This is a genomic window from Streptomyces sp. NPDC096136, assembly GCF_044763325.1.
In the GTDB taxonomy this organism is placed as follows: Bacteria; Actinomycetota; Actinomycetes; order Streptomycetales; family Streptomycetaceae; genus Streptomyces.
In genome coordinates this window covers 18,365-43,627 of the sequence record NZ_JBIWFZ010000030.1, presented here as the reverse complement: position 1 = coordinate 43,627, position 25,263 = coordinate 18,365, and the positions used below count along the sequence as shown (strand labels likewise).

At 71.5% G+C, this 25,263-nt stretch carries 24 protein-coding genes; 20 read left to right on the top strand and 4 right to left on the bottom strand.

Going from position 1 to position 25,263, the window contains the following annotated elements:
• From secF to ACIRBY_RS35970, 3 genes are all read left to right on the top strand, one after another.
• Nucleotides 1–1,059, top strand: coding sequence for a protein translocase subunit SecF (gene secF / locus ACIRBY_RS35980; RefSeq protein WP_403908757.1), 1,059 nt, complete (start codon nt 1–3; stop codon nt 1,057–1,059).
• Nucleotides 1,056–1,613 carry an adenine phosphoribosyltransferase gene (locus ACIRBY_RS35975; RefSeq protein ID WP_403908754.1) on the top strand — a complete coding sequence of 186 codons (558 nt, stop codon included), beginning with the start codon at nt 1,056–1,058 and terminating at the stop codon, nt 1,611–1,613. Before secF ends, ACIRBY_RS35975 begins: the two co-directional genes overlap by 4 nt.
• Before the next feature lie 348 nt (nt 1,614–1,961).
• The gene (locus ACIRBY_RS35970; RefSeq protein WP_403908752.1) at nt 1,962–4,385 is read left to right on the top strand and encodes a RelA/SpoT family protein; all 2,424 of its coding nucleotides are present in this window, start codon (nt 1,962–1,964) and stop codon (nt 4,383–4,385) included.
• A 79-nt stretch (nt 4,386–4,464) separates the two neighbouring features.
• On the opposite strand, the gene ACIRBY_RS35965 is transcribed toward ACIRBY_RS35970, so the two are convergent.
• The 3 genes from ACIRBY_RS35965 to ACIRBY_RS35955 form a co-directional block, all read right to left on the bottom strand.
• Nucleotides 4,465–5,715 carry a hypothetical protein gene (locus tag ACIRBY_RS35965; protein WP_403908749.1) on the bottom strand — a complete coding sequence of 417 codons (1,251 nt, stop codon included), beginning with the start codon at nt 5,713–5,715 and terminating at the stop codon, nt 4,465–4,467.
• Between the two features lie 228 nt (nt 5,716–5,943).
• Entirely contained in the window at nt 5,944–7,173 is a 1,230-nt protein-coding gene (locus ACIRBY_RS35960; protein WP_403908746.1) for a DUF349 domain-containing protein, read from the bottom strand.
• A gap of 189 nt (nt 7,174–7,362) precedes the next feature.
• The gene (locus ACIRBY_RS35955; protein ID WP_403908743.1) at nt 7,363–8,145 is read right to left on the bottom strand and encodes a peptidylprolyl isomerase; all 783 of its coding nucleotides are present in this window, start codon (nt 8,143–8,145) and stop codon (nt 7,363–7,365) included.
• A gap of 152 nt (nt 8,146–8,297) precedes the next feature.
• Here ACIRBY_RS35955 and ACIRBY_RS35950 point away from each other — a divergent pair, with 152 nt between their 5' ends.
• The 4 genes from ACIRBY_RS35950 to ACIRBY_RS35935 all read left to right on the top strand — a co-directional run bounded on the left by ACIRBY_RS35950 (nt 8,298) and on the right by ACIRBY_RS35935 (nt 12,479).
• Nucleotides 8,298–9,008 (top strand): MBL fold metallo-hydrolase, encoded by a 711-nt coding sequence (locus ACIRBY_RS35950; protein ID WP_351885511.1) that lies wholly within the window; start codon nt 8,298–8,300, stop codon nt 9,006–9,008.
• A gap of 8 nt (nt 9,009–9,016) precedes the next feature.
• Nucleotides 9,017–10,276, top strand: a complete 1,260-nt coding sequence (gene hisS, locus ACIRBY_RS35945) for a histidine--tRNA ligase (protein WP_403908739.1) — start codon at nt 9,017–9,019, stop codon at nt 10,274–10,276.
• A gap of 177 nt (nt 10,277–10,453) precedes the next feature.
• Nucleotides 10,454–11,068, top strand: a complete 615-nt coding sequence (locus tag ACIRBY_RS35940; RefSeq protein WP_403908736.1) for a vitamin K epoxide reductase family protein — start codon at nt 10,454–10,456, stop codon at nt 11,066–11,068.
• 61 nt (nt 11,069–11,129) lie between these two features.
• A complete protein-coding gene (locus ACIRBY_RS35935; protein WP_403908733.1) occupies nt 11,130–12,479 on the top strand; it encodes a replication-associated recombination protein A in 1,350 nt (449 codons plus the stop codon).
• A gap of 29 nt (nt 12,480–12,508) precedes the next feature.
• Here the strand turns inward: ACIRBY_RS35935 and ACIRBY_RS35930 are convergent, their stop codons facing one another.
• Entirely contained in the window at nt 12,509–13,252 is a 744-nt protein-coding gene (locus ACIRBY_RS35930) for a DUF2470 domain-containing protein (RefSeq protein ID WP_403908848.1), read from the bottom strand.
• Nucleotides 13,253–13,490: 238 nt separating this feature from the next.
• Here ACIRBY_RS35930 and rpsD point away from each other — a divergent pair, with 238 nt between their 5' ends.
• The 13 genes from rpsD to ACIRBY_RS35865 all read left to right on the top strand — a co-directional run bounded on the left by rpsD (nt 13,491) and on the right by ACIRBY_RS35865 (nt 25,259).
• Nucleotides 13,491–14,102: a 30S ribosomal protein S4 gene (rpsD, locus tag ACIRBY_RS35925; protein ID WP_007263048.1), complete on the top strand. Its 612-nt coding sequence runs from the start codon at nt 13,491–13,493 to the stop codon at nt 14,100–14,102.
• 191 nt (nt 14,103–14,293) lie between these two features.
• Nucleotides 14,294–14,722 carry a DUF948 domain-containing protein gene (locus ACIRBY_RS35920; protein WP_366453616.1) on the top strand — a complete coding sequence of 143 codons (429 nt, stop codon included), beginning with the start codon at nt 14,294–14,296 and terminating at the stop codon, nt 14,720–14,722.
• Between the two features lie 8 nt (nt 14,723–14,730).
• Nucleotides 14,731–15,084 carry a DUF6167 family protein gene (locus ACIRBY_RS35915; RefSeq protein ID WP_403908729.1) on the top strand — a complete coding sequence of 118 codons (354 nt, stop codon included), beginning with the start codon at nt 14,731–14,733 and terminating at the stop codon, nt 15,082–15,084.
• Nucleotides 15,084–17,753 (top strand): alanine--tRNA ligase, encoded by a 2,670-nt coding sequence (alaS, locus tag ACIRBY_RS35910; RefSeq protein WP_403908726.1) that lies wholly within the window; start codon nt 15,084–15,086, stop codon nt 17,751–17,753. The genes ACIRBY_RS35915 and alaS overlap by 1 nt, the downstream gene beginning before the upstream one ends.
• A 2-nt stretch (nt 17,754–17,755) precedes the next feature.
• Nucleotides 17,756–18,226, top strand: a complete 471-nt coding sequence (gene ruvX, locus ACIRBY_RS35905) for a Holliday junction resolvase RuvX (RefSeq protein ID WP_079425040.1) — start codon at nt 17,756–17,758, stop codon at nt 18,224–18,226.
• A gap of 128 nt (nt 18,227–18,354) precedes the next feature.
• Nucleotides 18,355–20,079, top strand: coding sequence for an endolytic transglycosylase MltG (gene mltG, locus ACIRBY_RS35900; protein WP_403908722.1), 1,725 nt, complete (start codon nt 18,355–18,357; stop codon nt 20,077–20,079).
• Between the two features lie 6 nt (nt 20,080–20,085).
• The gene (locus ACIRBY_RS35895; protein WP_403908719.1) at nt 20,086–20,910 is read left to right on the top strand and encodes a shikimate dehydrogenase; all 825 of its coding nucleotides are present in this window, start codon (nt 20,086–20,088) and stop codon (nt 20,908–20,910) included.
• A 37-nt stretch (nt 20,911–20,947) separates the two neighbouring features.
• Nucleotides 20,948–21,139, top strand: coding sequence for a hypothetical protein (locus ACIRBY_RS35890; protein ID WP_403908716.1), 192 nt, complete (start codon nt 20,948–20,950; stop codon nt 21,137–21,139).
• A gap of 114 nt (nt 21,140–21,253) precedes the next feature.
• Complete coding sequence (gene aroC, locus ACIRBY_RS35885) at nt 21,254–22,438, top strand: chorismate synthase (protein WP_042812886.1); 1,185 nt, start codon at nt 21,254–21,256, stop codon at nt 22,436–22,438.
• Nucleotides 22,435–22,953 (top strand): shikimate kinase, encoded by a 519-nt coding sequence (locus ACIRBY_RS35880; RefSeq protein ID WP_042812887.1) that lies wholly within the window; start codon nt 22,435–22,437, stop codon nt 22,951–22,953. The genes aroC and ACIRBY_RS35880 overlap by 4 nt, the downstream gene beginning before the upstream one ends.
• Nucleotides 22,950–24,041 (top strand): 3-dehydroquinate synthase, encoded by a 1,092-nt coding sequence (gene aroB / locus ACIRBY_RS35875; RefSeq protein ID WP_403908712.1) that lies wholly within the window; start codon nt 22,950–22,952, stop codon nt 24,039–24,041. The genes ACIRBY_RS35880 and aroB overlap by 4 nt, the downstream gene beginning before the upstream one ends.
• Nucleotides 24,038–24,478, top strand: a complete 441-nt coding sequence (gene aroQ / locus ACIRBY_RS35870; protein ID WP_042812889.1) for a type II 3-dehydroquinate dehydratase — start codon at nt 24,038–24,040, stop codon at nt 24,476–24,478. The genes aroB and aroQ overlap by 4 nt, the downstream gene beginning before the upstream one ends.
• Nucleotides 24,479–24,524: 46 nt before the next feature.
• Entirely contained in the window at nt 24,525–25,259 is a 735-nt protein-coding gene (locus ACIRBY_RS35865; RefSeq protein ID WP_403908708.1) for an AAA family ATPase, read from the top strand.
• Nucleotides 25,260–25,263: the final 4 nt, after the last annotated feature.

Genomic DNA, 25,263 nt, shown 5'->3' with positions numbered 1-25,263 from the left:
ATGTCGAAGCTGGGAGATCTCGGCGCCAAGCTGTACCGCGGTGAGGTCGGCTACGACTTCGTCGGCAAGCGCTTTCTCTGGTACGGCGTCTCCGTCCTGATCACCATCACGGCGATCGTGGCGCTGGCCGTCCAGGGCCTCAACATGGGCATCGAGTTCAAGGGCGGCGCCGTCTTCACCACCCCGAAGACGACCGTGTCCGTCGCACGGGCGACCGAGGCCGCGGACAAGGCCTCGGGGCACCACGCGATCGTCCAGGAGCTGGGCACCGGCGGCCTGCGCATCCAGATCTCCGGTCTGGACACCAACGCGGCCGCCTCCGTGAAGAAGGCGCTCGCCGCCGACCTCAAGGTCGACGCGGGCCAGATCAACGCGGACCTGGTCGGCCCGAGCTGGGGCGAGCAGATCGCGAACAAGGCCTGGACCGGTCTCGCGATCTTCATGGTCCTCGTGGTGGTCTACCTCGCGATCGCCTTCGAGTGGCGGATGGCCGTCGCGGCCCTGATCGCGCTGGTCCACGACCTCACCATCACCGTCGGCGTGTACGCGCTCGTCGGCTTCGAGGTCACCCCGGGCACCGTGATCGGTCTGCTGACCATCCTCGGCTACTCCCTCTACGACACCGTCGTCGTCTTCGACGGTCTCAAGGAGGGCGCGAAGGACATCACCAAGCAGACCCGCTACACCTTCAGCGACGTCGCCAACCGCAGCATCAACGGCACGCTGGTCCGCTCGATCAACACCACCGTCGTGGCGCTCCTGCCGGTCGCGGCCCTGCTGTTCATCGGCGGCGGCTTCCTCGGCGCGGGCATGCTCAACGACATCTCGCTGTCGCTGTTCGTCGGCCTCGCGGCCGGTGCGTACTCGTCGATCTTCATCGCCACCCCGCTGGTCGTGGACCTGAAGGAGCGCGAGCCGGCGATGAAGGCGCTGAAGAAGCGCGTGCTCGCCAAGCGGGCCGCCGCGGCCGCCAAGGGCGAGGACATCGACGCCGACACCGACGCGGACGAGACCCCGCAGGTCGTGGCCCAGAGCGGCCAGGGGAGGCGGCGCCGGTGACCACCGCCTCCTGCACCCCCGAGGTCCGCGAGCTGCTGCTCAGCCGGATCACGGACGTCACGGACTACCCGAAGCCGGGCGTGGTGTTCAAGGACATCACCCCGCTGCTCGCCGACCCGGCGGCCTTCAGCGCCCTGACCGACACCCTGGTCGAGCTGGCCGGCCGCTACGGCGCGACGAAGATCGTCGGACTGGAGGCGCGCGGGTTCATCCTGGCCGCCCCGGTCGCCGTCAAGGCGGGCATCGGCTTCATCCCCGTGCGCAAGGCCGGCAAGCTGCCGGGCGCCACGCTCGCGCAGGCCTACGAGCTGGAGTACGGGACGGCGGAGATCGAGGTCCACGCCGAGGACCTGTCGACGGGCGACCGGGTCATGGTCATCGACGACGTCCTGGCCACCGGCGGCACCGCCGAGGCCTCGCTGGAGCTGATCCGGCGGGCCGGGGCCGAGGTCGCGGGCGTGGCGGTCCTGATGGAGCTGTCGTTCCTCCCGGGCCGGGCCAAGCTGGTCGGGGCCCTCGCTGGGGCCCCGCTGGACGCCCTGATCGTGGTCTGACCCCTCCCTGTCGCGGCGGCGGGCTCCCGGGACACCCCGGGGGCCCGCCGTTTCGCCGTTCCGGGGCCGCGGCCGGGATCAGGGCCGGGCGGGCCGGGGCCGCGGCCGGGATCAGGGCCGGGCGGGCCGGGGCCGGGATCATGGCGCCGGCGGGGCCGGATCCGCGCGGCCGGGGCCGGTATCCGGGCACGGGCTGAGCCGGGGTGGAACGGGGCTGGGGTCCCGTCCCGCCGGGCGGCCGGGGAGAACGGCGTGGCGGAACCCTCGCTACCATGGTTTATCCGGACCTGACCGGGGTCCCGGATCCTCCCCCGGACTCCCTCCGGCGGGACCCCCAGAGGAGCGCTCTTGCCAGACGAGGTCCAGCCACTCTCCGCCGCGCAGCCCGACCCCAAGGCCGATCCGGCCGCGGCGGCCGCAGCCACGCCCCCGCCGGCCCCGCCGGTCAAGCCGCTCCCGGTCAAGCCGGCCGGTTCCTCCAACCGGGTGCGCGCCCGCCTGGCCCGCCTCGGCGTGCAGCGTTCCAACCCGTACAACCCGGTACTGGAACCCCTGCTCCGTATAGTCCGCAGCAACGACCCGAAGATCGAGACGGCGACGCTGCGCCAGATCGAGCAGGCCTACCAGGTCGCCGAGCGCTGGCACCGCGGACAGAAGCGCAAGAGCGGCGACCCGTACATCACTCATCCGCTCGCGGTGACCACGATCCTCGCCGAACTCGGGATGGACCCCGCCACCCTGATGGCGGGCCTGCTGCACGACACCGTCGAGGACACCGAGTACGGCCTCGACCAGCTCCGCCGCGACTTCGGCGACGCCGTGGCCCTCCTCGTCGACGGCGTCACCAAGCTCGACCGGGTCAAGTTCGGCGAGGCGGCCCAGGCCGAGACCGTGCGCAAGATGGTCGTCGCCATGGCCAAGGACCCCCGGGTCCTGGTCATCAAGCTCGCCGACCGCCTGCACAACATGCGCACCATGCGCTACCTCAAGCGGGAGAAGCAGGAGAAGAAGGCCCGCGAGACCCTCGAGATCTACGCGCCGCTGGCCCACCGCCTCGGCATGAACACGATCAAGTGGGAGCTGGAGGACCTGTCCTTCGCGATCCTCTACCCCAAGATGTACGACGAGATCGTGCGCCTGGTCGCCGAACGGGCCCCCAAGCGCGACGAGTACCTGGCCATCGTCACCGACGAGGTGCAGACCGACCTCCGGGCCGCCCGGATCAAGGCCACCGTCACCGGGCGCCCCAAGCACTACTACAGCGTCTACCAGAAGATGATCGTCCGCGGCCGTGACTTCGCGGAGATCTACGACCTGGTGGGCATCCGCGTCCTCGTGGACACCGTCCGCGACTGCTACGCGGCCCTCGGCACCGTGCACGCGCGCTGGAACCCGGTCCCCGGCCGGTTCAAGGACTACATCGCGATGCCCAAGTTCAACATGTACCAGTCGCTCCACACGACGGTCATCGGACCCAACGGCAAGCCGGTCGAACTCCAGATCCGCACCTTCGACATGCACCGCCGCGCCGAGTACGGCATCGCCGCGCACTGGAAGTACAAGCAGCAGACCGTCGCCGGCGCCTCCAAGATCCGCACCGACGTCCCGCAGGCCGCCAAGGGCAGCGCCGGCCAGGACACCGTCAACGACATGGCCTGGCTGCGCCAGCTCCTCGACTGGCAGAAGGAGACGGAGGACCCGGGCGAGTTCCTCGACTCGCTGCGCTTCGACCTCTCGCGCAACGAGGTCTTCGTCTTCACCCCCAAGGGCGACGTCATCGCCCTGCCCGCCGGGGCGACCTCCGTGGACTTCGCGTACGCGGTCCACACCGAGGTCGGCCACCGCACCATAGGGGCGCGGGTCAACGGGCGGCTCGTCCCGCTCGAATCGACCCTCGACAACGGCGACCTGGTCGAGGTCTTCACCTCCAAGGCCGAGGGGGCCGGCCCGTCCCGCGACTGGCTGGGCTTCGTCAAGTCCCCGCGGGCCCGCAACAAGATCCGCGGCTGGTTCTCCAAGGAGCGCCGCGACGAGGCCATCGAGCACGGCAAGGACGCCATCGCGCGGGCCATGCGCAAGCAGAACCTGCCGATCCAGCGGATCCTGACCGGCGACTCCCTCGTCACCCTCGCGCACGAGATGCGCTACCCCGACATCTCCTCCCTCTACGCGGCGATCGGCGAGGGCCACGTGGCCGCGCAGGGCGTCGTGCAGAAGCTGGTGCAGGCCCTCGGCGGCGAGGAGGCGGCCAACGAGGACATCGAGGAGAGCGTCCCGCCGTCCCGCGCCCGCACCAAGCGGCGCGGCAACGCCGACCCGGGCGTGGTCGTCAAGGGCGTCGACGACGTGTGGGTGAAGCTGGCCCGCTGCTGCACGCCGGTGCCGGGCGACCCGATCATCGGCTTCGTCACGCGCGGCAGTGGAGTATCGGTTCACCGCGCCGACTGCGTCAACGTCGACTCCCTCTCCCAGCAGCCCGAGCGGATGCTGGAGGTGGAGTGGGCCCCGACCCAGTCCTCCGTCTTCCTGGTCGCCATCCAGGTCGAGGCGCTGGACCGCTCGCGGCTGCTGTCGGACGTCACACGGGTCCTGTCGGACCAGCACGTCAACATCCTCTCCGCGGCCGTGCAGACCTCGCGCGACCGGGTGGCCACCTCGCGGTTCACCTTCGAGATGGGCGACCCGAAGCACCTGGGGCACGTCCTGAAGGCCGTACGGAGCGTCGAGGGCGTCTACGACGTCTACCGCGTGACCTCGGCCCGCAGGCCGTAGCCGGTCGGCGGGAGACATGACGGTGGGCGCCACCCCCGAGGGGATGGCGCCCACCGTCACGTCCGGCGCGGCGGCCCGGTCAGGGGCAGCCCCACCAGACGAAGTTGAGGTTGCCGCCGAAGAGCGCGGACACCGCCGTGGCGGACCCGAGGATCCACACCACCGTGCTCCGCCGGGCCCGGGCCAGGGCCAGCGCGAAGGGGAAGAGCAGCGGGAACGCCGGCATGATGAAGCGCATCTTGGAGAAGTAGAAGCCCGCCCCGCCCAGCGCCATCAGCATGATCATGGCCGCGAAGATCCACACCACCATGGGGGGCCGGCGCCGGCGCGTCATCAGCACGAACAGCACCACGGCGGTGACCACCGTCAGCGAGACCACCACGTGGTTGAGGGTGGTGTGCACCTCGGTGAAGGTCTTCTTCAGCTCGTTGAGGGTGTCGAAGCCGCCGTCGTACACCGAACCCCAGCGGCGCTGGAGCTCGAAGTAGCCGTCCCAGCGCCCGAAGTGCCAGCCGACGTAGCCCACGTACCCGAACCAGCCCAGCGGGGCGATCAGCGCGGCGGCGACGATCCGGCCCACCGGGGGCCGCTGCGAGCGGCGCTTGCGCAGCCACTGCACGTACTCCCAGACCCCCGCCAGCACCACGGCCGCGACGATCGCCGAACCCGAGGGCCGGGTGGCCCCGGCGAAGAAGGCCAGCACACCGGCCGTCACCCAGGACTTCGTCATCACCGCGTACATCGCCCAGACGGACAGGGCGAGGAACAGCGGCTCGGTGTACGCCATCGACTGGACGAGCGCCGCCGGCACGATCGCGAACAGGGCGCAGGTGAAGAGCGCGACCCGGCGGCCGTAGATCTTGTCGGTGACGGCGAAGATGCCCCACGCGGCGATGACCGACGCGAACATCGCCAGTCCCATCGCCACCCAGTTCATGGGCAGGTGGGTGACGTACGAGGTGTACCGCACCAGCATCGGGTAGACGGGGAAGAACGCCATCTGGCAGCTCGGCCCCGCGAACGCACAGGGCGACGGCGTCGCCAGCGGGGTCGTCAGACCGTTCTCGGCGATGTGCAGGTAGTAGACGGCGTCCCAGCGCCCGCCCAGGATCTCCAGCGGACGCACGTCCTTGCGCTCGGCCCAGATCGCCATGACGGCGAGACCGGTCGCCCGCAGGGCGAGGTGGACCAGCAGGGCCTTGCGGGCACGCTTCAGGTTGGCGAGTACGCGCCGTCCGACACCACGGAGTCCGGAGTCCTTCTTGCCGGTGAGCGGTTCGGCGACGAGAAGTGAGTCGGGGACATCAGCGCGTATCTGGGTATGCGTCACATTCGATCCTGGTCGTCGCCCGGCAGAAGGCCGCCGAGGCGGCACCGTACAACGTTACACAGGTGGAGGGTGCAACCCGCGCGCACCCTGTGTTGAAACCGCGTAACGAATCGGACGCAGACATACCCGCCCACAACCGGGCCCGTACCCCCGTACACGACGGACGGGCACCACCGGCCGTGACCGGTGGTGCCCGTCCGTCGTGTACGTCCGAGGACGGCGGCCGCGTCAGCCGCCGAACTCCTCCAGGCCCTTCAGCGCCTGGTCCAGCAGGGCCTGGCGGCCCTCCAGCTCGCGGGACAGCTTGTCGGCCTTGGCGTTGTTGCCGGCCGCGCGCGCGGAGTCGATCTCACCGCGCAGCTTGTCGACGGCCGCCTGGAGCTGACCCGTCAGACCGGCGGCACGCGCCCGCGCCTCCGGGTTGGTACGCCGCCACTCGCCCTCCTCGGCCTCCTGGATGGCCCGCTCCACGGCGTGCATCCGGCCCTCGACCTTGGGACGGGCGTCGCGCGGCACGTGGCCGATGGCCTCCCAGCGCTCGTTGACGGAGCGGAACGCGGCCCGGGCCGCCTTCAGGTCCGTCACCGGGACGAGCTGCTCCGCCTCGACGGCCAGCTCCTCCTTCAGCTTCAGGTTCTCCACCTGCTCGGCGTCCCGCTCCGCGAAGACCTCGCCGCGCGCCGCGAAGAACACGTCCTGCGCACCGCGGAAGCGGTTCCACAGGTCGTCCTCGGCCTCGCGCTGCGCCCGGCCCGCCGCCTTCCAGCTGTCCATCAGCTCGCGGTAGCGGGCCGCCGTCGGACCCCAGTCGGTCGACTTCGACAGCGACTCGGCCTCGGCGACCAGCTTCTCCTTGGCCTTGCGGGCCTCCTCGCGCTGGGCGTCCAGCGCGGCGAAGTGCGCCTTGCGGCGCTTGGAGAAGGCGGACCGGGCGTGCGAGAAGCGGTGCCACAGCTCGTCGTCCGACTTGCGGTCGAGCCGGGGAAGGCCCTTCCAGATGTCGACCAGCGCGCGCAGCCGCTCGCCGGCGCTGCGCCACTGGTCGCTCTGCGCCAGCTGCTCGGCCTCGGTCACCAGGGCGTCCTTGGCCGTACGGGCCTCGTCCGCCTGCTTGGCCTTCTGGACCTTGCGCTCCTCGCGCCGCGAGTCCACCGTCGCCACCAGCTTGTCGAGCCGGACGCGCAGCGCGTCGAGGTCGCCGACGGCGTGGTGCTCCTCCACCTGGGTCCGCAGGTGGTCGATGGCCGTCTGGGCGTCCTTGGCGGACAGATCGGTGGTCCGCACCCGCCGTTCGAGGAGGCCGATCTCGACCACCAAGCCCTCGTACTTGCGCTCGAAGTAGGCCAGGGCCTCCTCGGGGGTGCCCGCCTGCCACGAGCCGACGACCTGCTCGCCCTCGGAAGTACGCACGTACACGGTGCCGGTCTCGTCGACTCGGCCCCACGGGTCGCTGCTCACAGCGCCTCCTCCACCTGATGCCGCGCGGGGTCGTGTCCCCCCGGCATCGTCCACAGTTTCCTGGGGCGGGCAGCGCCCGCCCTGCACAACGCCAACATAGGCGACCGCCGGGCCGGCTGTCCGCATCCCGCACGACGGAATATCGCCGCGGGGGCCGCGGGCCGGCCGGGCCGGGGCCGCCGGACCCCGTCAGTTCTTGGTGACGGCGGCCTTCTCGATGGTCACGGGGGTCTTCGGGGCGCCGTCCTGGGCCCCGTCGGCGGTCCCGGCCTTGGCGACCTCCTCCAGCACCTTCAGCCCGGCCGCGTCGATCTTGCCGAACGGGGTGTACGAGGGGGCGAGCGGGCTGTCCTTGTAGACCAGGAAGAACTGGCTGCCGCCGGTGCCGGGCTGCCCCGTGTTGGCCATCGCCACCGTGCCGGCCGGGTAGACCACCTGGCCCTGCTCGTTCGGCTTGCCCAGGGAGTCCAGGTTCTCGTCGGGGATGGTGTAGCCCGGGCCGCCCCGGCCGGTGCCCTCGGGGTCGCCGCACTGGAGGACGTAGATCCCGGAGGTCACCAGGCGGTGGCACTTGGTCTTGTCGAAGAAGCCCTTGTCGGCGAGCGACTTGAAGGAGTTGACCGTCTGGGGGGTCTTCGACGCGTCCATCTCGAACTTCACGTCGCCCGCGCTGGTCTTCAGGTCGAAGGTGTACTTCGCCTTGTCGTCGATCGCCATCGCCGGGGAGGGCGACTTCTTCGGCTCGGGCAGCGACGGGGAGGCCGAGGGCTCGGCCGACGCGTCGTTCTCGTCCTTGCCGTCGAAGACACCGCCCGCGATCAGGCCGATCAGGGCCACGATCACGGCGGCCGCGGCCGCGCCGATGATCGCCAGCCGCTGCCGCGACTTGCGGCGGGCCTCCGCGCGGCGCTTCTGCTGGCGCTCGTACTTCTCCCTGGCGAGCTGTCGCCGACGCTGATCGCTCGTGACCACCGGGTCGTCTCCTTGTACGTCTCTGGTACCGCTGTCCGGGCTCGGTTAGGCCGTACCGTATATGGGTTCGCTGTGTAATGAGGGGCGCCGGTAGGCTCTGAGCAGCAGATTCCGAACTGCTGCCGCCCGCCGGACGACGATTGAGGACGAACGTGCTGATTGCCGGGTTCCCCGCCGGGGCCTGGGGGACCAACTGCTACCTGGTCGCCCCCGCCGCGGGTGAGGAGTGCGTCATCATCGACCCGGGCCACCAGGCCGCCCAGGGAGTCGAGGAGACGCTGAGGAAGCACCGTCTCAAGCCCGTCGCGGTCGTCCTGACCCACGGCCACATCGATCATGTGGCCTCCGTGGTCCCGGTGTGCGGAGCGCACGACGTTCCCGCCTGGATCCACCCCGAGGACCGCTACATGATGAGCGACCCGGAGAAGGCCCTCGGCCGCTCCATCGGCATGCCGCTCATGGGAGAGCTGACCGTCGGCGAGCCGGACGACGTCCGCGAGCTGTCCGACGGCAGCGCCCTGAAGCTGGCCGGGATGGAGTTCTCGGTGGCGCACGCGCCCGGGCATACCAAGGGGTCGGTGACCTTCCGGATGCCCGAGCAGGCCGACGTACCGCCGGTCTTCTTCTCGGGCGACCTGCTCTTCGCCGGCTCCATCGGACGCACCGACCTGCCCGGCGGCTCCCACGCCGAGATGCTCCAGTCGCTGGCCCGCGTGTGCCTGCCGCTGGAGGACTCGACCGTGGTGCTGTCCGGCCACGGTCCCCAGACCACCATCGGCCGCGAGCGCGCGACCAACCCGTACCTGCGGGAGGTCGCCGCCGGCCTGGGAGACGGCACCGCCGCCCCACGACGAGGAATGTGACGAGTTTCGTGAGCACCTTCAAGGCCCCCAAGGGCACGTACGACCTGCTGCCGCCCCGCTCCGCCAGCTTCCTGGCGGTGCGCGAGGCGATCTCCGCACCCCTGAGGAACTCCGGCTACGGATACGTCGAGACCCCCGGGTTCGAGGACGTGAAGCTGTTCTCCCGCGGGGTCGGCGAGTCCACCGACATCGTCAGCAAGGAGATGTACACCCTCACGACGAAGGGCGGCGACGAGCTCGCCCTGCGCCCCGAGGGCACGGCCTCCGTGCTGCGCGCGGCCCTCCAGGGCAACCTGCACAAGCTGGGCAGCCTGCCCGTCAAGCTCTGGTACTCCGGCTCGTACTACCGCTACGAGCGCGCCCAGGCGGGCCGCTACCGCCACTTCTCCCAGGTCGGCGCCGAGGCCATCGGCGCCGAGGACCCCGCGCTGGACGCCGAGCTGATCATCCTCGCCGACCAGGCGTACCGCTCGCTGGGCCTGCGCAACTTCCGCATCCTGCTGAACTCGCTCGGCGACAAGGAGTGCCGCCCGGTGTACCGGGAGGCGCTGCAGGGTTTCCTGCGCGGCCTCGACCTCGACGAGGAGACCGTCCGCCGGGCCGAGATCAACCCCCTGCGGGTCCTCGACGACAAGCGGCCCGACGTGCAGAAGCAGCTGGTCGGCGCCCCCGTGCTGCGCGACTACCTGTGCGACGCGTGCAAGGCGTACCACGAGGAGGTCCGGGCGCTGGTCACGGCCGCCGGGGTCGCCTTCGAGGACGACGAGAAGCTGGTCCGCGGGCTCGACTACTACACCCGCACCACCTTCGAGTTCGTCCACGACGGCCTGGGCTCCCAGTCCGCGGTCGGCGGCGGCGGCCGCTACGACGGCCTGTCCGAGATGATCGGCGGACCGGCCCTGCCGTCGGTCGGCTGGGCGCTGGGCGTGGACCGGACCGTGCTCGCCCTGGAGGCGGAGGGCGTGGAGCTGGACATCCCGGCGGCCACGGCGGTCTTCGCGGTCGCGCTGGGCGAGGCCAAGCCGGCCGTGTTCGGCCTGGTGACCGAGCTGCGCAGGGCGGGGGTCGCGGCGGACCTGTCCTACGGCGGAAAGGGCCTCAAGGGCGCCATGAAGGACGCCAACCGCAGCGGGGCGCGCTTCGCGGTCGTCGCGGGCGACCGCGACCTGGCCGAGGGCGTGGTCCAGCTCAAGGACATGGAGTCCGGCGAGCAGAGCGCCGTGGCGGTGTCCGACCTGGTCGCCGAGGTGCGGGCCCGCCTGGCCTGAGGTCCGCCCGGTCCGTGACGCGGGTCCGCCGGGGGCGGGACGGGGAGCACTCCCCGTCCCGCCCCCGGCGTCCGTTCCGGGCCGTCCTTATCCGGATCGAACGGAAGGCGGCGTCCGCCGTACGGCACAATGGCCGTGCTTGATGACCTTGCCGATGTGGGATGTGGAGCGGGCGGGATGACGACTACGGGTGCTGGCGCGGATACCGCTCCGCGGACCTACGGCGGGAGCCGGGCGCTGGCCCTGCTGCTGGTCATCACCGGAGCGGCGGCCCTGCTCGCCGCCTGGGTGATCACCATCGACAAGTTCAAGCTGCTGGAGGACCCGAACTTCACGCCGGGCTGCAGCCTGAACCCGGTCGTCTCCTGCGGCAACATCATGAAGAGCGAGCAGGCGTCGGCGTTCGGCTTCCCGAACCCGATGCTGGGCCTCGTCGCCTACGGGATCGTCGTCTGCGTCGGCATGAGCATCATCGCCGGAGCCCGATTCCGCCCCTGGTACTGGCTGACCCTGAACGCCGGCATGCTCTTCGGCGTCGGCTTCTGCGCCTGGCTGACGTACCAGTCGCTGTACAACATCAACTCGCTGTGCCTGTGGTGCTGCCTGGCCTGGGTCTGCACGATCCTGATGTTCTGGTACGTCACCTCGTACAACGTCCGCACGGGCCTGCTGCCCGCGCCCGGCTGGCTGCGCGGCTTCCTGGACGAGTTCACCTGGGTCCTGCCCGTCCTGCACATCGGGATCATCGGGATGCTGGTCCTGACCCGCTGGTGGGACTTCTGGACCTCCTGAGTCCGGCCGCTCGCCCTGCCGTCCGGGCGGGCCTGTCAGTGGCCTCGCATAGGCTCTAGGGGTGGAACCAGACCTCTTCACCGCAGCCGCCGAGGAACGCCGGGAGAAGGATCCGGCCAGCGCCCCGCTGGCCGTCCGGATGCGCCCGCGCACCCTGGACGAGGTGGTGGGCCAGCAGCACCTGCTGAAGCCCGGCTCGCCGCTGCGCCGCCTGGTGGGGGAGGGGGCCGGGGGACCGGCCGGAGCCTCGTCGGTGATCCTCTGGGGGCCGCCGGGGATCGGCAAGACCACCCTCGCCTACGTGGTCAGCCAGGCCACCCGGAAGCGGTTCGTCGAACTGTCGGCGATCACGGCGGGGGTCAAGGAGGTCCGGGCCGTCATCGAGGGCGCCAAGCGCGCCGCCGGCGGCTACGGCCAGGAGACCGTCCTCTTCCTCGACGAGATCCACCGCTTCAGCAAGGCGCAGCAGGACTCCCTGCTGCCGGCCGTGGAGAACCGCTGGGTCACCCTGATCGCGGCGACCACGGAGAACCCGTACTTCTCGATCATCTCCCCGCTCCTCTCGCGCTCGCTTCTGCTGACGCTGGAGCCGCTCACCGACGGAGACCTGAGCGGGCTGCTGCGGCGCGCGCTGGAGGAGGAGCGGGGGCTGGGCGGCGCGGTCTCACTGCCCGCCGACGCCGAGGCGCACCTGCTGCGCATCGCCGGCGGCGACGCCCGCCGGGCGCTGACCGCGCTGGAGGCGGGGGCCGGATCGGCGATCGCCAAGGGCGAGGAGGAGATCACCCTCCAGACCCTGGAGGAGGCCGTCGACCGGGCGGCGGTCCGCTACGACCGGGACGGCGACCAGCACTACGACGTGGCCAGCGCGCTGATCAAGTCCATCCGGGGCTCCGACGTGGACGCCGCGCTGCACTACCTGGCCCGGATGATCGAGGCCGGCGAGGACCCCCGGTTCATCGCGCGGCGGCTGATGATCTCCGCGAGCGAGGACATCGGCCTGGCGGACCCCACCGCGCTGCCGCTGGCGGTGGCGGCGGCCCAGGCAGTGGCGATGATCGGCTTCCCGGAGGCGGCGCTGACCCTGTCGCACGCCACCATCGCCCTGGCGCTGGCCCCGAAGTCCAACACGGCGACCACCGCGATCGGCGCCGCGCTGGCCGACGTACGGGCCGGTCTGGCCGGCACCGTGCCCGCGCACCTGCGCGACGGGCACTACAAGGGCGCGGCCAAGCTGGGCCACGCCGTCGGATACGTCTACCCGCACGACGTCCCGGGCGCCATCGCCGCCCAGCAGTACGCCCCGGACGAGATCCACGGCAAGCGGTACTACGAGCCGACCCGCTACGGGGCGGAGTCCCGGTACGCGGACGTGGTCGAGAAGGTCCGCGAGCGGCTGCGCGGGAACTGACCCCCGCCGGGGAGCGCGGCGGCCCGCCCTCAGCGGGCGGCCGCGGCGAACAGGGAGCGCAGGGCCCGGCGCAGGCCGCAGACGTCGGCCACCGGCTCGGGGAAGTCGAAGCGGGCGTCGAAGGCGGCCCGGCCGGGCCCGCCGGTGAAGCGCACGCGCAGCCCGAGGCGGTCCAGGGCGAGCGGGACGGGGGTCAGTCCGGCCGCCTCCCGGGAGCCCAGCAGTCCGCAGAGGCCGGCCAGGCGCCCGGGGTGGACGGAGGCCAGGTGCTGGAGGAGCTCCGCCTCGTGGGCCGTCATCGGGTCCGGCTCGGCGGCGGCCAGTTCCCCGGGGTCCACCCGCGCCGCGCCCCACAGGTCGTCCACGGAGATCTCGCCGACCTCCAGGCGCAGCAGCATCCAGGCCGGCCGGCCCGTGTGCGGGGGATCGAGGTCGAGGGACTCCGTGAGCCCGAGCAGCCCGCCCACCGGACGGCGCTCCGCCATGAGGGCGGCGCAGACCGCGCGGTCGTCCCCGCGCACCGGTGTCAGCCACCCGGCGAGCCGTGCGCGGCCCCGTATACGATGGGGCACGGACACCGGCGCCACGTCCGTGATCTCGATCACGGCGGGGAGGTCGTCGTCCTGGGCGTGAGCGGCGGCCCTGGCCGCCGCGGATTCCCCTGGCACAAGGAGAATCACGTCCCCGTCCGGGGCGACGGTCCGAGCGGCCGGCGCCCCTGTCCCGCACTCGTGCTGGTCACGGGTCCACACCTGGTCACGAGCACCCGTCAGAGTGAGGGATACTGAGGCGTTGGACTCTACGAGGGTTCGTACGCGTTCGGCTCCGGTGAGCTGCCGAACGCCTTCCCTGGGACGCGGCTGACCTTGCTTATCGTCGTCGAAAGCGGATTCCGTTTCGTTGGAACCCGAACTGCGATGCGCACTGGGCAGGGGGATCCCATGTGGTCGAGACATTACGTCCTCCTCGCTAAGGTAAGCCTCACCTAACTTACATGGAGGTAGGTTCCCCGTGAACCAGAAGCGACCCAAGGTCAAGAAGTCTCGCGCCCTCGGCATCGCCCTGACGCCGAAGGCCGTCAAGTACTTCGAGGCCCGCCCCTACCCGCCGGGCGAGCACGGCCGTGGCCGCAAGCAGAACTCGGACTACAAGGTCCGTCTGCTCGAGAAGCAGCGTCTGCGCGCCCAGTACGACATCTCCGAGCGCCAGATGGCCCGCGCGTACGACCGCGCGAAGAAGGCCGAGGGCAAGACGGGCGAGGCGCTGGTCGTCGAGCTCGAGCGTCGTCTGGACGCCCTGGTCCTGCGTGCCGGCATCGCCCGCACCATCTACCAGGCCCGCCAGATGGTCGTCCACGGCCACATCGAGGTCAACGGCGGCAAGGTCGACAAGCCGTCGTTCCGCGTGCGTCCCGACGACGTCATCACGGTTCGCGAGCGCAGCCGCGAGAAGCACCCCTTCCAGGTCGCCCGCGAGGGTGGCTACGCCGGTGAGGGTGAGACCCCGCGCTACCTGCAGGTCAACCTGAAGGCCCTGGCCTTCCGCCTCGACCGCGACCCGAACCGCAAGGAGATCCCGGTCATCTGCGACGAGCAGCTCGTCGTCGAGTACTACGCCCGCTGATCCAGCGGACGTAGCCACTCACAGGCTGGTCCGGCCCGCCGTCCCCTCCGGGGGGCGGCGGGCTTTGCCGTATCCGGAGGAGCACCGCTGGAATCCGGTACTGCGGCGGATCTCCGGCGCGATAGGGTCGGAGCAGACTCAACCAGCAGACCAAACCCGTCGGGTTTCCAGATTTCAGGAAGCGGTGCAACGTGTCCGGTGGAGAGGTGGCCGGGATCATCGTGGCCGTCTTCTGGGCCATCCTGGTCTCCTTCCTCGCAGTGGCGCTGGCCAGGCTCGCCCAGGTGCTCAGGGCCACCACCAAGCTGGTGGCCGACGTCACCGAGCAGGCCGTCCCGCTGCTGGCGGACGCGTCCACGACCGTCCGCTCCGCGCGCACCCAGCTCGACCGGGTCGACGCCATCGCGAGCGACGTCCAGGAGGTCACCTCCAACGCCTCCGCGCTGTCCTCCACCGTCGCCTCCACCTTCGGAGGCCCGCTCGTCAAGGTCGCGGCCTTCGGGTACGGGGTGCGCAGGGCACTGGGCAGGACCGACACGGGACCCGAGCGGACCCCCCGGCGCACCGTGATCGTCGGCCGCACGGTGCCGGAGCCCCGGCGCCGCAAGCAGAAGGGCTGAGACCTCCGATGTTCCGCCGAGCCTTCTGGTTCACCGCCGGCGCCGCCGCCGGCGTCTGGGCCACCACCAAGGTCAACCGCCAGCTCAAGAAGCTGACGCCGGAGAGCCTCGCGGCCCAGGCGGCCGACAAGGCCGTGGAGGCGGGCCACCGCCTCAAGGACTTCGCCCTCGACGTCAAGGCGGGAATGACGCAGCGCGAGGACGAGCTGAACGACGCACTGGGCCTGACCCAGGACCCCGACCGGCCCGACAACGTCACCGCCCTCCCCGGGCCGCGGCGGCTGCGGGCCATCGGCAACGACACGACCATCCACCGACCGAACCACTCGGCGGTTACGTACAACCGGAATGAGGACCACTGATGGAGTCGGCTGAAATCCGCCGCCGCTGGCTGAGCTTCTTCGAGGAGCGCGGTCACACCGTTGTCCCTTCGGCGTCGCTCATCGCGGACGACCCGACTCTGCTGCTGGTGCCCGCGGGCATGGTGCCGTTCAAGCCCTACTTCCTGGGTGAGACCAAGCCGCCCGCGCCCACGCTGACCAGCGTGCAGAAGTGCGTCCGCACCCCGGACATCGAAGAGGTCGGCAAGACCACCCGCCACGGCACGTTCTTCCAGATGTGCGGCAACTTCTCCTTCGGGGACTACTTCAAGGAAGGCGCCATCAAGTACGCCTGGGAGCTGCTGACCAGCTCCGTGGCGGACGGCGGCTACGGCCTGGAGCCCGAGAAGCTCTGGATCACGGTCTACCTCGACGACGACGAGGCCGAGGCCATCTGGCGGGACAAGATCGGCGTCCCCGCCGAGCGCATCCAGCGCCTGGGCAAGAAGGACAACTTCTGGTCCATGGGCGTCCCCGGCCCCTGCGGCCCCTGCTCCGAGATCAACTACGACCGCGGCCCCGAGTTCGGCGTCGAGGGCGGCCCCGCCGTCAACGACGAGCGGTACGTGGAGATCTGGAACCTCGTCTTCATGCAGTACGAGCGGGGCGCCGGCGACGGCAAGGAGGACTTCCCGATCCTCGGCGACCTGCCGTCGAAGAACATCGACACCGGCCTCGGCCTCGAACGCCTCGCGATGATCCTGCAGGGCGTGCGGAACATGTACGAGACCGACACCCTGCGCGTGGTCATGGACAAGGCCACCGAGCTGACCGGGGTCGCCTACGGCGCCGCCGACCACTCGGACGTCTCCCTGCGCGTGGTCGCCGACCACATCCGCACCTCGACCATGCTCATCGGCGACGGCGTCACCCCCGGCAACGAGGGCCGCGGCTACGTGCTGCGCCGCATCATGCGCCGCGCCATCCGCAACATGCGCCTCATGGGCGCCACCGGCCCGGTCGTCCAGGACCTGATCAACGTGGTCGTCGAGACGATGGGGCAGCAGTACCCGGAGCTCGTCACCGACCGCAAGCGCATCGAGACCGTCGCCATCGCCGAGGAAGCCGCCTTCCTCAAGGCCATCAAGGGCGGCACCAACATCCTCGACACCGCCGTGACCGAGACCAAGGCCGCCGGCGGCACGGTCCTCTCCGGCGACAAGGCGTTCCTGCTCCACGACACCTGGGGCTTCCCGATCGACCTCACCCTGGAGATGGCCGCCGAGCAGGGCCTCTCCGTGGACGAGACCGGCTTCCGCCGCCTGATGCAGGAGCAGCGCGACCGCGCCAAGGCCGACGCCAAGGCCAAGAAGACCGGCCACGCCGACGTCTCCGCCTACCGCGAGATCGCCGACGGCTCCGGCGCCACCGAGTTCACCGGCTACGCCACCAACCAGGGCGAGGCCACCATCGTCGGCCTCCTGGTCAACGGCGTCTCCGCGCCCGCCGCCTCCGAGGGCGACGAGGTGGAGGTCGTCCTCGACCGGACCCCGTTCTACGCCGAGGGCGGCGGCCAGCTCGCCGACCAGGGCCGCATCAGGCTCGACACCGGCGCCGTCATCGAGGTCCGCGACGTCCAGCAGCCCGTCCCGGGCGTCTCCGTCCACAAGGGCTCCGTGCAGGTCGGCGAGGTGACGGTCGGCGCCTCCGCGTACGCCGCCATCGACATCAAGCGCCGCCGGGCCATCGCCCGCGCCCACTCGGCCACCCACCTGACCCACCAGGCGCTGCGCGACGCCCTCGGCCCGACGGCCGCCCAGGCCGGCTCCGAGAACAGCCCCGGCCGCTTCCGCTTCGACTTCGGCTCCCCGAACGCCGTTCCCGGCACGGTACTCACCGACGTGGAGCAGAAGATCAACGACGTGCTCTCGCGCGAGCTCGACGTCACCGCCGAGATCATGAGCATCGACGAGGCGAAGAAGCAGGGCGCCATCGCCGAGTTCGGCGAGAAGTACGGCGAGCGGGTCCGCGTCGTGACCATCGGCGACTTCTCCAAGGAGCTCTGCGGCGGCACCCACGTCGGCAACACCGCCCAGCTCGGCCTGGTGAAGCTGCTCGGCGAGTCCTCCATCGGCTCCGGCGTGCGCCGTGTCGAGGCCCTGGTCGGCGTGGACGCGTACAACTTCCTCGCCAAGGAGCACACGGTCGTCGCCCAGCTCCAGGAGCTGGTCAAGGGCCGTCCGGAGGAGCTCCCGGAGAAGATCGCCTCCATGCTCGGCAAGCTGAAGGACGCCGAGAAGGAGATCGAGAAGTTCCGCGCGGAGAAGGTCCTCCAGGCCGCCGCCGGCCTCGCCGCCGGCGCCCAGGACATCCGCGGCGTCGCGCTCGTCGTCGGCCAGGTGCCGGACGGCACGGGCGCCGACGACCTGCGCAAGCTGGTCCTGGACGTCCGCGGCCGCATCCCCGGCGACCGCCCGGTCGTCGTCGCGCTGTTCACCGTGGCGAACGACCGTCCGCTGACGGTCATCGCCACCAACGAGGCGGCCCGCGAGCGCGGCCTCAAGGCCGGTGACCTGGTCCGCACCGCCGCCAAGACCCTCGGCGGCGGCGGTGGCGGCAAGCCGGACGTGGCCCAGGGCGGCGGCCAGAACCCGGGCGCCGTGCCCGAGGCCATCGCCGCGGTCGAACGCCTCGTCGTCGAGACGGCCTGACGATGAGCCTGCGCCGCGGCCGCCGTCTGGCCATCGACGTCGGAGACGCCCGGATCGGGGTCGCCTCGTGCGACCCCGACGGGGTGCTGGCCACGCCGGTGGAGACCGTCCCGGGCCGGGACGTCCCGGCCGCCCACCGGCGGCTGCGGCAGCTCGTCGAGGAGTACGAGCCCCTCGAAGTCGTCGTCGGCCTCCCCCGCTCGCTCAGCGGGCGGGAGGGGCCGGCCGCGGCCAAGGTGCGTGCCTTCGCGAACGAACTGGCCAAGGGAATCAAGCCGGTGACGGTCCGTCTGGTGGACGAGCGGATGACCACGGTCACCGCCGCCCAGGGCCTGCGCGCCTCCGGGAGGAACGCGAAGAAGGGCAGGTCGGTCATCGACCAGGCAGCCGCCGTGGTCATCCTCCAGAACGCTCTTGAGACCGAACGGGTATCAGGCAATCCGCCCGGCGAGTGCGTCGAAGTGGTTGTCTGATCGCAATACGGTAACGTTCCGCGCGATGAGACGGCATTCGAACAGCCGTCGCCCACCACTCAAGAGGCGGAACCGGGTGCCGCGGCCGATATGAGCCGCGGCCTACGTCTCGCGGCTCTAGGGGACCGATGACTGACTATGGCCGGGGCCACGGCTCCGAACCGTGGAACCCCCAGGACCCCCTGTACGGGGACCAGGGGTGGACCGCGCACCAGACGCAGCAGGGGCAGGTGCCCTACGGCGGTGACCCGCAGCAGCAGTACCAGCACCCTCTGGAGCCGCAGCACCAGGACCTGCAGTACCAGCAGCCCCAGTACCAGCAGGAATACCCCGCGCAGTACCCGCAGCAGCAGCCGCAGTACGCCGAGCAGCAGGCGTACGCGGGGCAGCACGCCCAGGGGCAGCAGCCGCTCCAGCAGCAGCCGCCCCAGCAGCAGCCGCTGTACGAGGGCCAGGGCTGGGACGGCGGCCACGAGCAGCAGTACATGGCCGCCGTCCAGACCGACCCCTACGCGGGCGCCGACCCGTACGCCCAGCAGTCCGCCGGGGCCTACCCCGGCGAGGCGCCCGACCTGTACGCGACGCCGGACGCCTTCCCGCCGCCGCAGCCCCCGAACCAGCGCCACCTGGAGCCGGAACCGGCCGAGGTGGAGGAGCCGGAGGAGTCCCTCCTGCCCGCGGACGGGGAGGACGACGCCGAGGAGCCCGCGGCCGGCGGCCGCCGGGCGGGCCGCGGCAAGGGCGGCAAGAAGAAGCAGCAGAAGAAGCGCAGCGGCACCGCCTGCCTGGTCGCCGCCGTGGTGATCCTCGGCGTCGTCGGCGGTGGCGGCTACTACGGCTACGGCTACCTGAAGGACCGGTTCGGCGCGGCCGAGGACTTCGCCGGCGAGGGCACCGAAGAGACCGTCGACGTCGAGATCCCCAAGAACGCGGGCCTCGGCCAGATGGGCCGCATCCTGAAGGAAGCCGGCGTGGTCGCCAGCGCCCAGGCCTTCGTGGACGCCGCGAACGCCAACCCCAAGGGCAAGTCGATCCAGCCCGGCATCTACCCGCTGAAGAAGAAGATGTCGGCCGCGGCCGCCGTCGCGCTGATGATCGACCCCAGCAAGCTCGCGGTCATCACCGTCCCCGAGGGCATGCGCAACGCCGACGTCTACAAGGCGATCGACAAGAAGCTCGGCAAGCCCGACGGCACCACCCGGGAGATCGCGCAGCGCGAGTCCAAGAACCTCGGCCTGCCGGCCTGGGCCGCGAGCAACCCGAAGGTCATGGACCCGCTCGAGGGCTTCCTGTACCCGATGCGGTACGACCTCAAGAAGGACAGCACCCCCGAGTCCCTGCTCAAGCAGATGGTCAAGAACGCCTCCGACAAGTACGCGGAGCTGGGCGTCGAGGCCAAGGCCAAGGAGCTCAACCTGGAGAACCCGCTCCAGGTCATCACGGTCGCGAGCCTCGTCAACGCCGAGGGCAAGAACCACGACGACTTCCGGAAGATGGCGGAGGTGGTCTACAACCGCCTCAAGAAGACCAACGACGTCACGAACCAGAAGCTCCAGTTCGACTCGACGTACAACTACGTCAAGGGCCAGAGCGAGATCAACTTCAACCTGAAGGAAGCCCAGGCCTTCGACCACCCGTACAACACGCACTTCGTCAAGGGCCTCCCGCCCGGTCCCATCGACAATCCCGGCCTGGACGCGCTGACCGCTACGCTCAACCCCGATCACGGCGGCTGGATGTTCTTCGTGTCGGTCGACGGCAACAAGACGACCTTCACCAAGACCTACGACGAGCACCTGAAGCTCGTCGCGGAGTTCCAGGAGCGCCAGGCGCAGAAGAAGAACGGCGGGTAGCAGGACATGTCACGGACGCGGGCCGCGGTGCTGGGTTCTCCCATCGAGCACTCCCTCTCACCGGTGCTGCACCGGGCGGCCTACCGGGAGCTCGGCCTCCAGGACTGGTCCTACGACCGGTTCGAGATCGACGAGGCCGCGCTCCCCGGGTTCGTGGCGGGCCTGGGCCCCGAGTGGGCCGGGTTCTCCCTGACCATGCCGCTCAAGCGGGCGGTCATCCCGCTGCTGGACGAGATCAGCGACACCGCCGCCTCGGTGGAGGCGGTCAACACCCTCGTCCTGACCGGGGACGGCCGCCGCGTCGGCGACAACACCGACATCCCCGGCATAGTCGCGGCCCTCCACGAGCGCGGGGTCGAGAAGGTCCCCGCCGCCGCCGTCCTCGGGGCCGGCGCCACCGCCTCCTCGGCGCTGGCCGCCCTCGCGCGGATCTGCACCGGCGAGATCACCGCGTACGTCCGCTCGGAGGCCCGGGCCGACGAGATGCGCCGCTGGGGCGAGCGGCTCGGCGTGGACGTCCGAACCGCCGACTGGTCCCGGGCCGCCGAGGCCCTCCACGCCCCCCTGGTGATCGCCACCACCCCGGCGGGCGCCACCGACGAGCTCGCCGCCGCCGTACCCGCGGCCCCGGGCGCACTCTTCGACGTCCTGTACGACCCCTGGCCCACCGCCCTCGCGGCCGCCTGGTCCGGCCGCGGCGGCACCCTGCTCGGCGGCCTCGACCTCCTGGTGCACCAGGCCGTCCTCCAGTTCGAGCTGATGACCGGCCGCACCGGTGGCCCCCTGGCGGCCATGCGGGCCGCGGGAGAGCGGGCGCTCGCCGCGCGTTAGGCTTCCCACCTGCTGTTCTTCGGGGTGAGGGGGGCGCGTGGACGCGTTCGGACAGGGGCAGACGCTGGCGTCGAAGTGGGACGCGGCGTACGGAGTCCTGATGTTCGTGAAGGTGATGCTCGGCAGTCTGCCGGCCTGGGCGAAGTGGAGCGTCGGCTCCCTCGTGGGCGTCCTGCTCCTCTTCGAGGGCTACCGGTGGTGGCGCGGACGTGAGACGGGCGTCCGATAGCTGGACCGGAGCGCGGTGGTACCCCCGGGACGTGGGAGGATTCGGGTACCGGCGGTCGCGGTCCGCGCACCGGACACGCCGTGGCAGTGCCAGGCGCGAGCATGAGGAGCATCGTTGAGCAGGTTGCGTTGGCTGACCGCAGGAGAGTCGCACGGACCGGCCCTGGTCGCGACGCTGGAGGGCCTTCCCGCCGGCGTCCCGGTCACCACCGAGCTGGTGGCCGACCACCTGGCCCGGCGCCGCCTCGGCTATGGACGCGGTGCCCGGATGAAGTTCGAGCAGGACGAGGTCACCTTCCTCGGCGGCGTCCGCCACGGCCTGTCCCAGGGCTCCCCGGTCGCCGTCATGGTCGGCAACACCGAGTGGCCCAAGTGGGAGACGGTCATGTCGGCCGACCCCGTGGACCCCTCGCTGCTCAAGGACACCGGCCGCAACGCGCCGCTGACCCGCCCGCGCCCCGGCCACGCCGACCTCGCGGGCATGCAGAAGTACGGCTTCGACGAGGCCCGCCCGATCCTGGAGCGCGCCAGCGCCCGCGAGACCGCCGCCCGCGTCGCCCTCGGCGCCGTCGCCCGCTCCTTCCTGAAGGAGGTCGCGGGCATCGAGATCGTCTCGCACGTGGTGGAACTGGCCTCGGCCAAGGCCCCCTACGGCGTCTACCCGACCCCCGCCGACGTCGAGAAGCTCGACGCCGACCCGGTGCGCTGCCTCGACGCCGACGCGTCGAAGGCGATGGTCGCGGAGATCGACCAGGCCCACAAGGACGGCGACACCCTCGGCGGCGTCGTCGAGGTCCTCGCCTACGGCGTGCCCGTCGGCCTCGGCTCCCACGTCCACTGGGACCGCCGCCTCGACGCCCGCCTCGCCGCGGCGCTCATGGGCATCCAGGCCATCAAGGGCGTCGAGGTCGGCGACGGCTTCGAGCTGGCCCGCGTGCCCGGCTCCCAGGCCCACGACGAGATCGTCTCCACCCCCGAGGGCATCAAGCGCACCTCCGGCCGCTCCGGCGGCACCGAGGGCGGCCTGACCACCGGCGAGCTGCTGCGCGTCCGTGCCGCGATGAAGCCCATCGCGACCGTGCCGCGCGCCCTGGCCACCGTCGACGTGGCCACCGGCGAGGCGGCGGTGGCGCACCACCAGCGCTCCGACGTCTGCGCCGTGCCCGCCGCGGGCATCGTCGCCGAGGCCATGGTCGCGCTCGTGCTGGCCGACGCGGTCGTCGAGAAGTTCGGCGGCGACTCCGTCCCCGAGACCCGGCGCAACGTGCAGTCCTACCTCGACCACCTGCAGATCCGGTGACGGGCGGACCGCTCGTCGTCCTCGTCGGCCCCATGGGGTCCGGCAAGTCCACGGTGGGGACGCTGCTCGCCGAGCGGCTCGGCGTCGCCTACCGGGACACGGACGCGGACATCGTCGCCGCCCAGGGCCGCGAGATCTCCGACATCTTCGTCGACGAGGGCGAGCCGTACTTCCGTGAGCTGGAGCGGCGGGCGGTCGCCACCGCCGTCGCCGAGCACACGGGGGTCCTCGCCCTCGGCGGCGGCGCCGTCCTCGACGCGGACACCCGCGCCCTGCTGGCCGCCCTGCCCGTCGCCTACCTGTCGATGGAGGTCGAGGAGGCCGTGCGCCGCGTCGGCCTCGGCGCGGCCCGCCCGCTGCTGGCCGTCAACCCGCGCCGCCAGTGGCGCGAGCTGATGGACGCGCGGCGCCCCCTGTACACCGAAGTAGCGCGCGTCGTGGTGGCCACGGACGAGCGCACCCCCGAAGAGGTCGCCCAGGCGGTCCTCGACGCTCTGGAGTTGAAGGACGTATGACAGACCAGGTGACGCGGATCCAGGTCGGCGCCGGCGCCGGACACGACGCGTACGACGTGCTGGTCGGCCGGCAGCTGCTCGGCGAGCTGGGCGGCCTCATCGGCCGCCGCGCCCAGCGGGTCGCCGTGATCCACCCCGAGGCCCTCGCCGAGACCGGCGAGGCGCTGCGCGCCGACCTGGCCGAGCAGGGCTACGAGGCCATCGCCATCCAGGTGCCCAACGCCGAGGAGGCCAAGACCGTCGAGGTGGCGGCCTACTGCTGGAAGGCGCTGGGCCAGTCCAACTTCACCCGCACCGACGTGATCGTCGGCGTGGGCGGCGGCGCCACCACCGACCTCGCCGGCTTCGTCGCGGCCTCCTGGCTGCGCGGGGTGCGCTGGGTCGCCGTCCCGACCACCGTCCTGGCGATGGTGGACGCGGCCGTCGGCGGCAAGACCGGCATCAACACCGCCGAGGGCAAGAACCTCGTCGGCGCCTTCCACCCGCCGGCCGGGGTGCTGTGCGACCTCGCGGCGCTGGACTCGCTGCCCGTCAACGACTACGTCAGCGGCCTGGCCGAGATCATCAAGGCCGGCTTCATCTCCGACCCGGTGATCCTCGACCTGATCGAGGAGGACCCGCAGGCCGCGCGTACGCCCGAGGGCCCGCACACGGCCGAGCTGATCGTCCGCTCCATCCGGGTCAAGGCCGAGGTGGTCTCCAGCGACCTCAAGGAGACGGGACTGCGGGAGGTCCTCAACTACGGGCACACCCTCGCGCACGCCATCGAGAAGAACGAGCGCTACAAGTGGCGCCACGGCGCGGCCGTCTCCGTCGGCATGGTCTTCGCCGCCGAGCTGGGCCGCCTCGCGGGCCGCCTCGACGACGCGACGGCCGACCGGCACCGGTCCGTCCTCGCCTCCGTCGGCCTGCCGCTGACCTACCGCGGCGACCAGTGGCCCAAGCTGCTCCAGACCATGCAGGTCGACAAGAAGTCCCGCGGCAACCTGCTGCGCTTCATCGTCCTCGACGGGCTGGCCAAGCCGACCGTCCTGGAGGGCCCCGACCCGGCCCACCTGATCGCCGCGTACGGCGAGGTGTCGGCGTGAGCCGCCCCGTCCTGGTGCTGAACGGCCCGAACCTGGGCCGGCTCGGCTCCCGCGAGCCCGACGTCTACGGGGCCACCTCGTACGCCGGACTGGTCGAGAGCTGCCGCACCCTGGGCGCCGAGCTCGGCTTCGACGTCGAGGTCCGCGAGACCAACGACGAGGGAGAGCTCGTACGCTGGCTGCACGAGGCGGCGGACGGGAAGATCCCGGTCGTGATCAACCCGGGCGCCTTCACGCACTACTCGTACGCCATGCGCGACGCGGCCGCCCAGCGCACCGCGCCGCTGATCGAGGTGCACATCTCCAACCCGTACGCCCGGGAGGAGTTCCGGCACACCTCGGTCATCGCGGCGGTGGCCACCGGTACCGTCGCCGGCTTCGGACTGGGCTCCTACCGGCTGGCGCTGCGCGCGCTGGCCGAAGAGCTCACGGCCTGAGATAACGTTCTCGCATCAGTCGCCTGAACGAGACGGAGTGGCGAGGATGCAGCACGGAGTGGGGGGCTGGGGTCCGCCGGGACATCCCCCGGCGGCACCCCCGCCACCGCCGATACCCCCTGCGCAGGGCTGGCCGGCGCCCCCGGTGCCCGAGGCGACCGGGCACATCCCGCTGCCCCCCGTCGCGCCCGCACCGCCCTCTCCCCCCGCCGGGGGGACGGGCGGCGCCACGCTCGCCGTCCTGCTCATCGGCCCGGCGGGCGCCGGCAAGACCACCGTGGCCCGGCACTGGGCGGCGACCCGCCCGGTGCCGACCGCGCACATCAGCCTCGACGACGTCCGCGAATGGGTCCGCTCGGGCTTCGCCGACCCGCAGGCCGGCTGGAACGACCACTCCGAGGCCCAGTACCGCCTCGCCCGCCGCACCTGCGGCTTCGCCGCCCGCAACTTCCTGGCCAACGGGATCTCCTGCATCCTCGACGACGCCGTCTTCCCGGACCGGCCCGTGGTCGGGCTCGGCGGCTGGAAGCGCCACGTCGGCCCCGCCCTGCTCCCGGTCGTGCTGCTCCCCGGCCTGGAGATCGTCCTGGACCGCAACGCCGCCCGCTCCGGCAACCGGCGCCTGTCCGACGAGGAAGTCGCCCGCATCCACGGCCGGATGGCCGGCTGGTACGGCTCAGGGCTGCCGATCATCGACAACTCCCACCTCGACGTGGAGGCCACCGCCCGCGCCCTGGACGAGGCCCTCGCCCGGGCCTTGGCGAGCCCTCCCCGCTGGTAGGAGC

Excerpts from the sequence above, each read along its gene's own strand:
- secF (WP_403908757.1), top strand. The coding sequence starts at position 1 with ATGTCGAAGCTGGGAGATCTCGGCGCCAAGCTGTACCGCGGTGAGGTC.
- ACIRBY_RS35940 (WP_403908736.1), top strand. The coding sequence starts at position 10,454 with ATGACGACTACGGGTGCTGGCGCGGATACCGCTCCGCGGACCTACGGC.
- ACIRBY_RS35915 (WP_403908729.1), top strand. The coding sequence starts at position 14,731 with ATGTTCCGCCGAGCCTTCTGGTTCACCGCCGGCGCCGCCGCCGGCGTC.
- alaS (WP_403908726.1), top strand. The coding sequence starts at position 15,084 with ATGGAGTCGGCTGAAATCCGCCGCCGCTGGCTGAGCTTCTTCGAGGAG.
- ruvX (WP_079425040.1), top strand. The coding sequence starts at position 17,756 with ATGAGCCTGCGCCGCGGCCGCCGTCTGGCCATCGACGTCGGAGACGCC.
- mltG (WP_403908722.1), top strand. The coding sequence starts at position 18,355 with ATGACTGACTATGGCCGGGGCCACGGCTCCGAACCGTGGAACCCCCAG.
- ACIRBY_RS35895 (WP_403908719.1), top strand. The coding sequence starts at position 20,086 with ATGTCACGGACGCGGGCCGCGGTGCTGGGTTCTCCCATCGAGCACTCC.
- aroB (WP_403908712.1), top strand. The coding sequence starts at position 22,950 with ATGACAGACCAGGTGACGCGGATCCAGGTCGGCGCCGGCGCCGGACAC.
- ACIRBY_RS35865 (WP_403908708.1), top strand. The coding sequence starts at position 24,525 with ATGCAGCACGGAGTGGGGGGCTGGGGTCCGCCGGGACATCCCCCGGCG.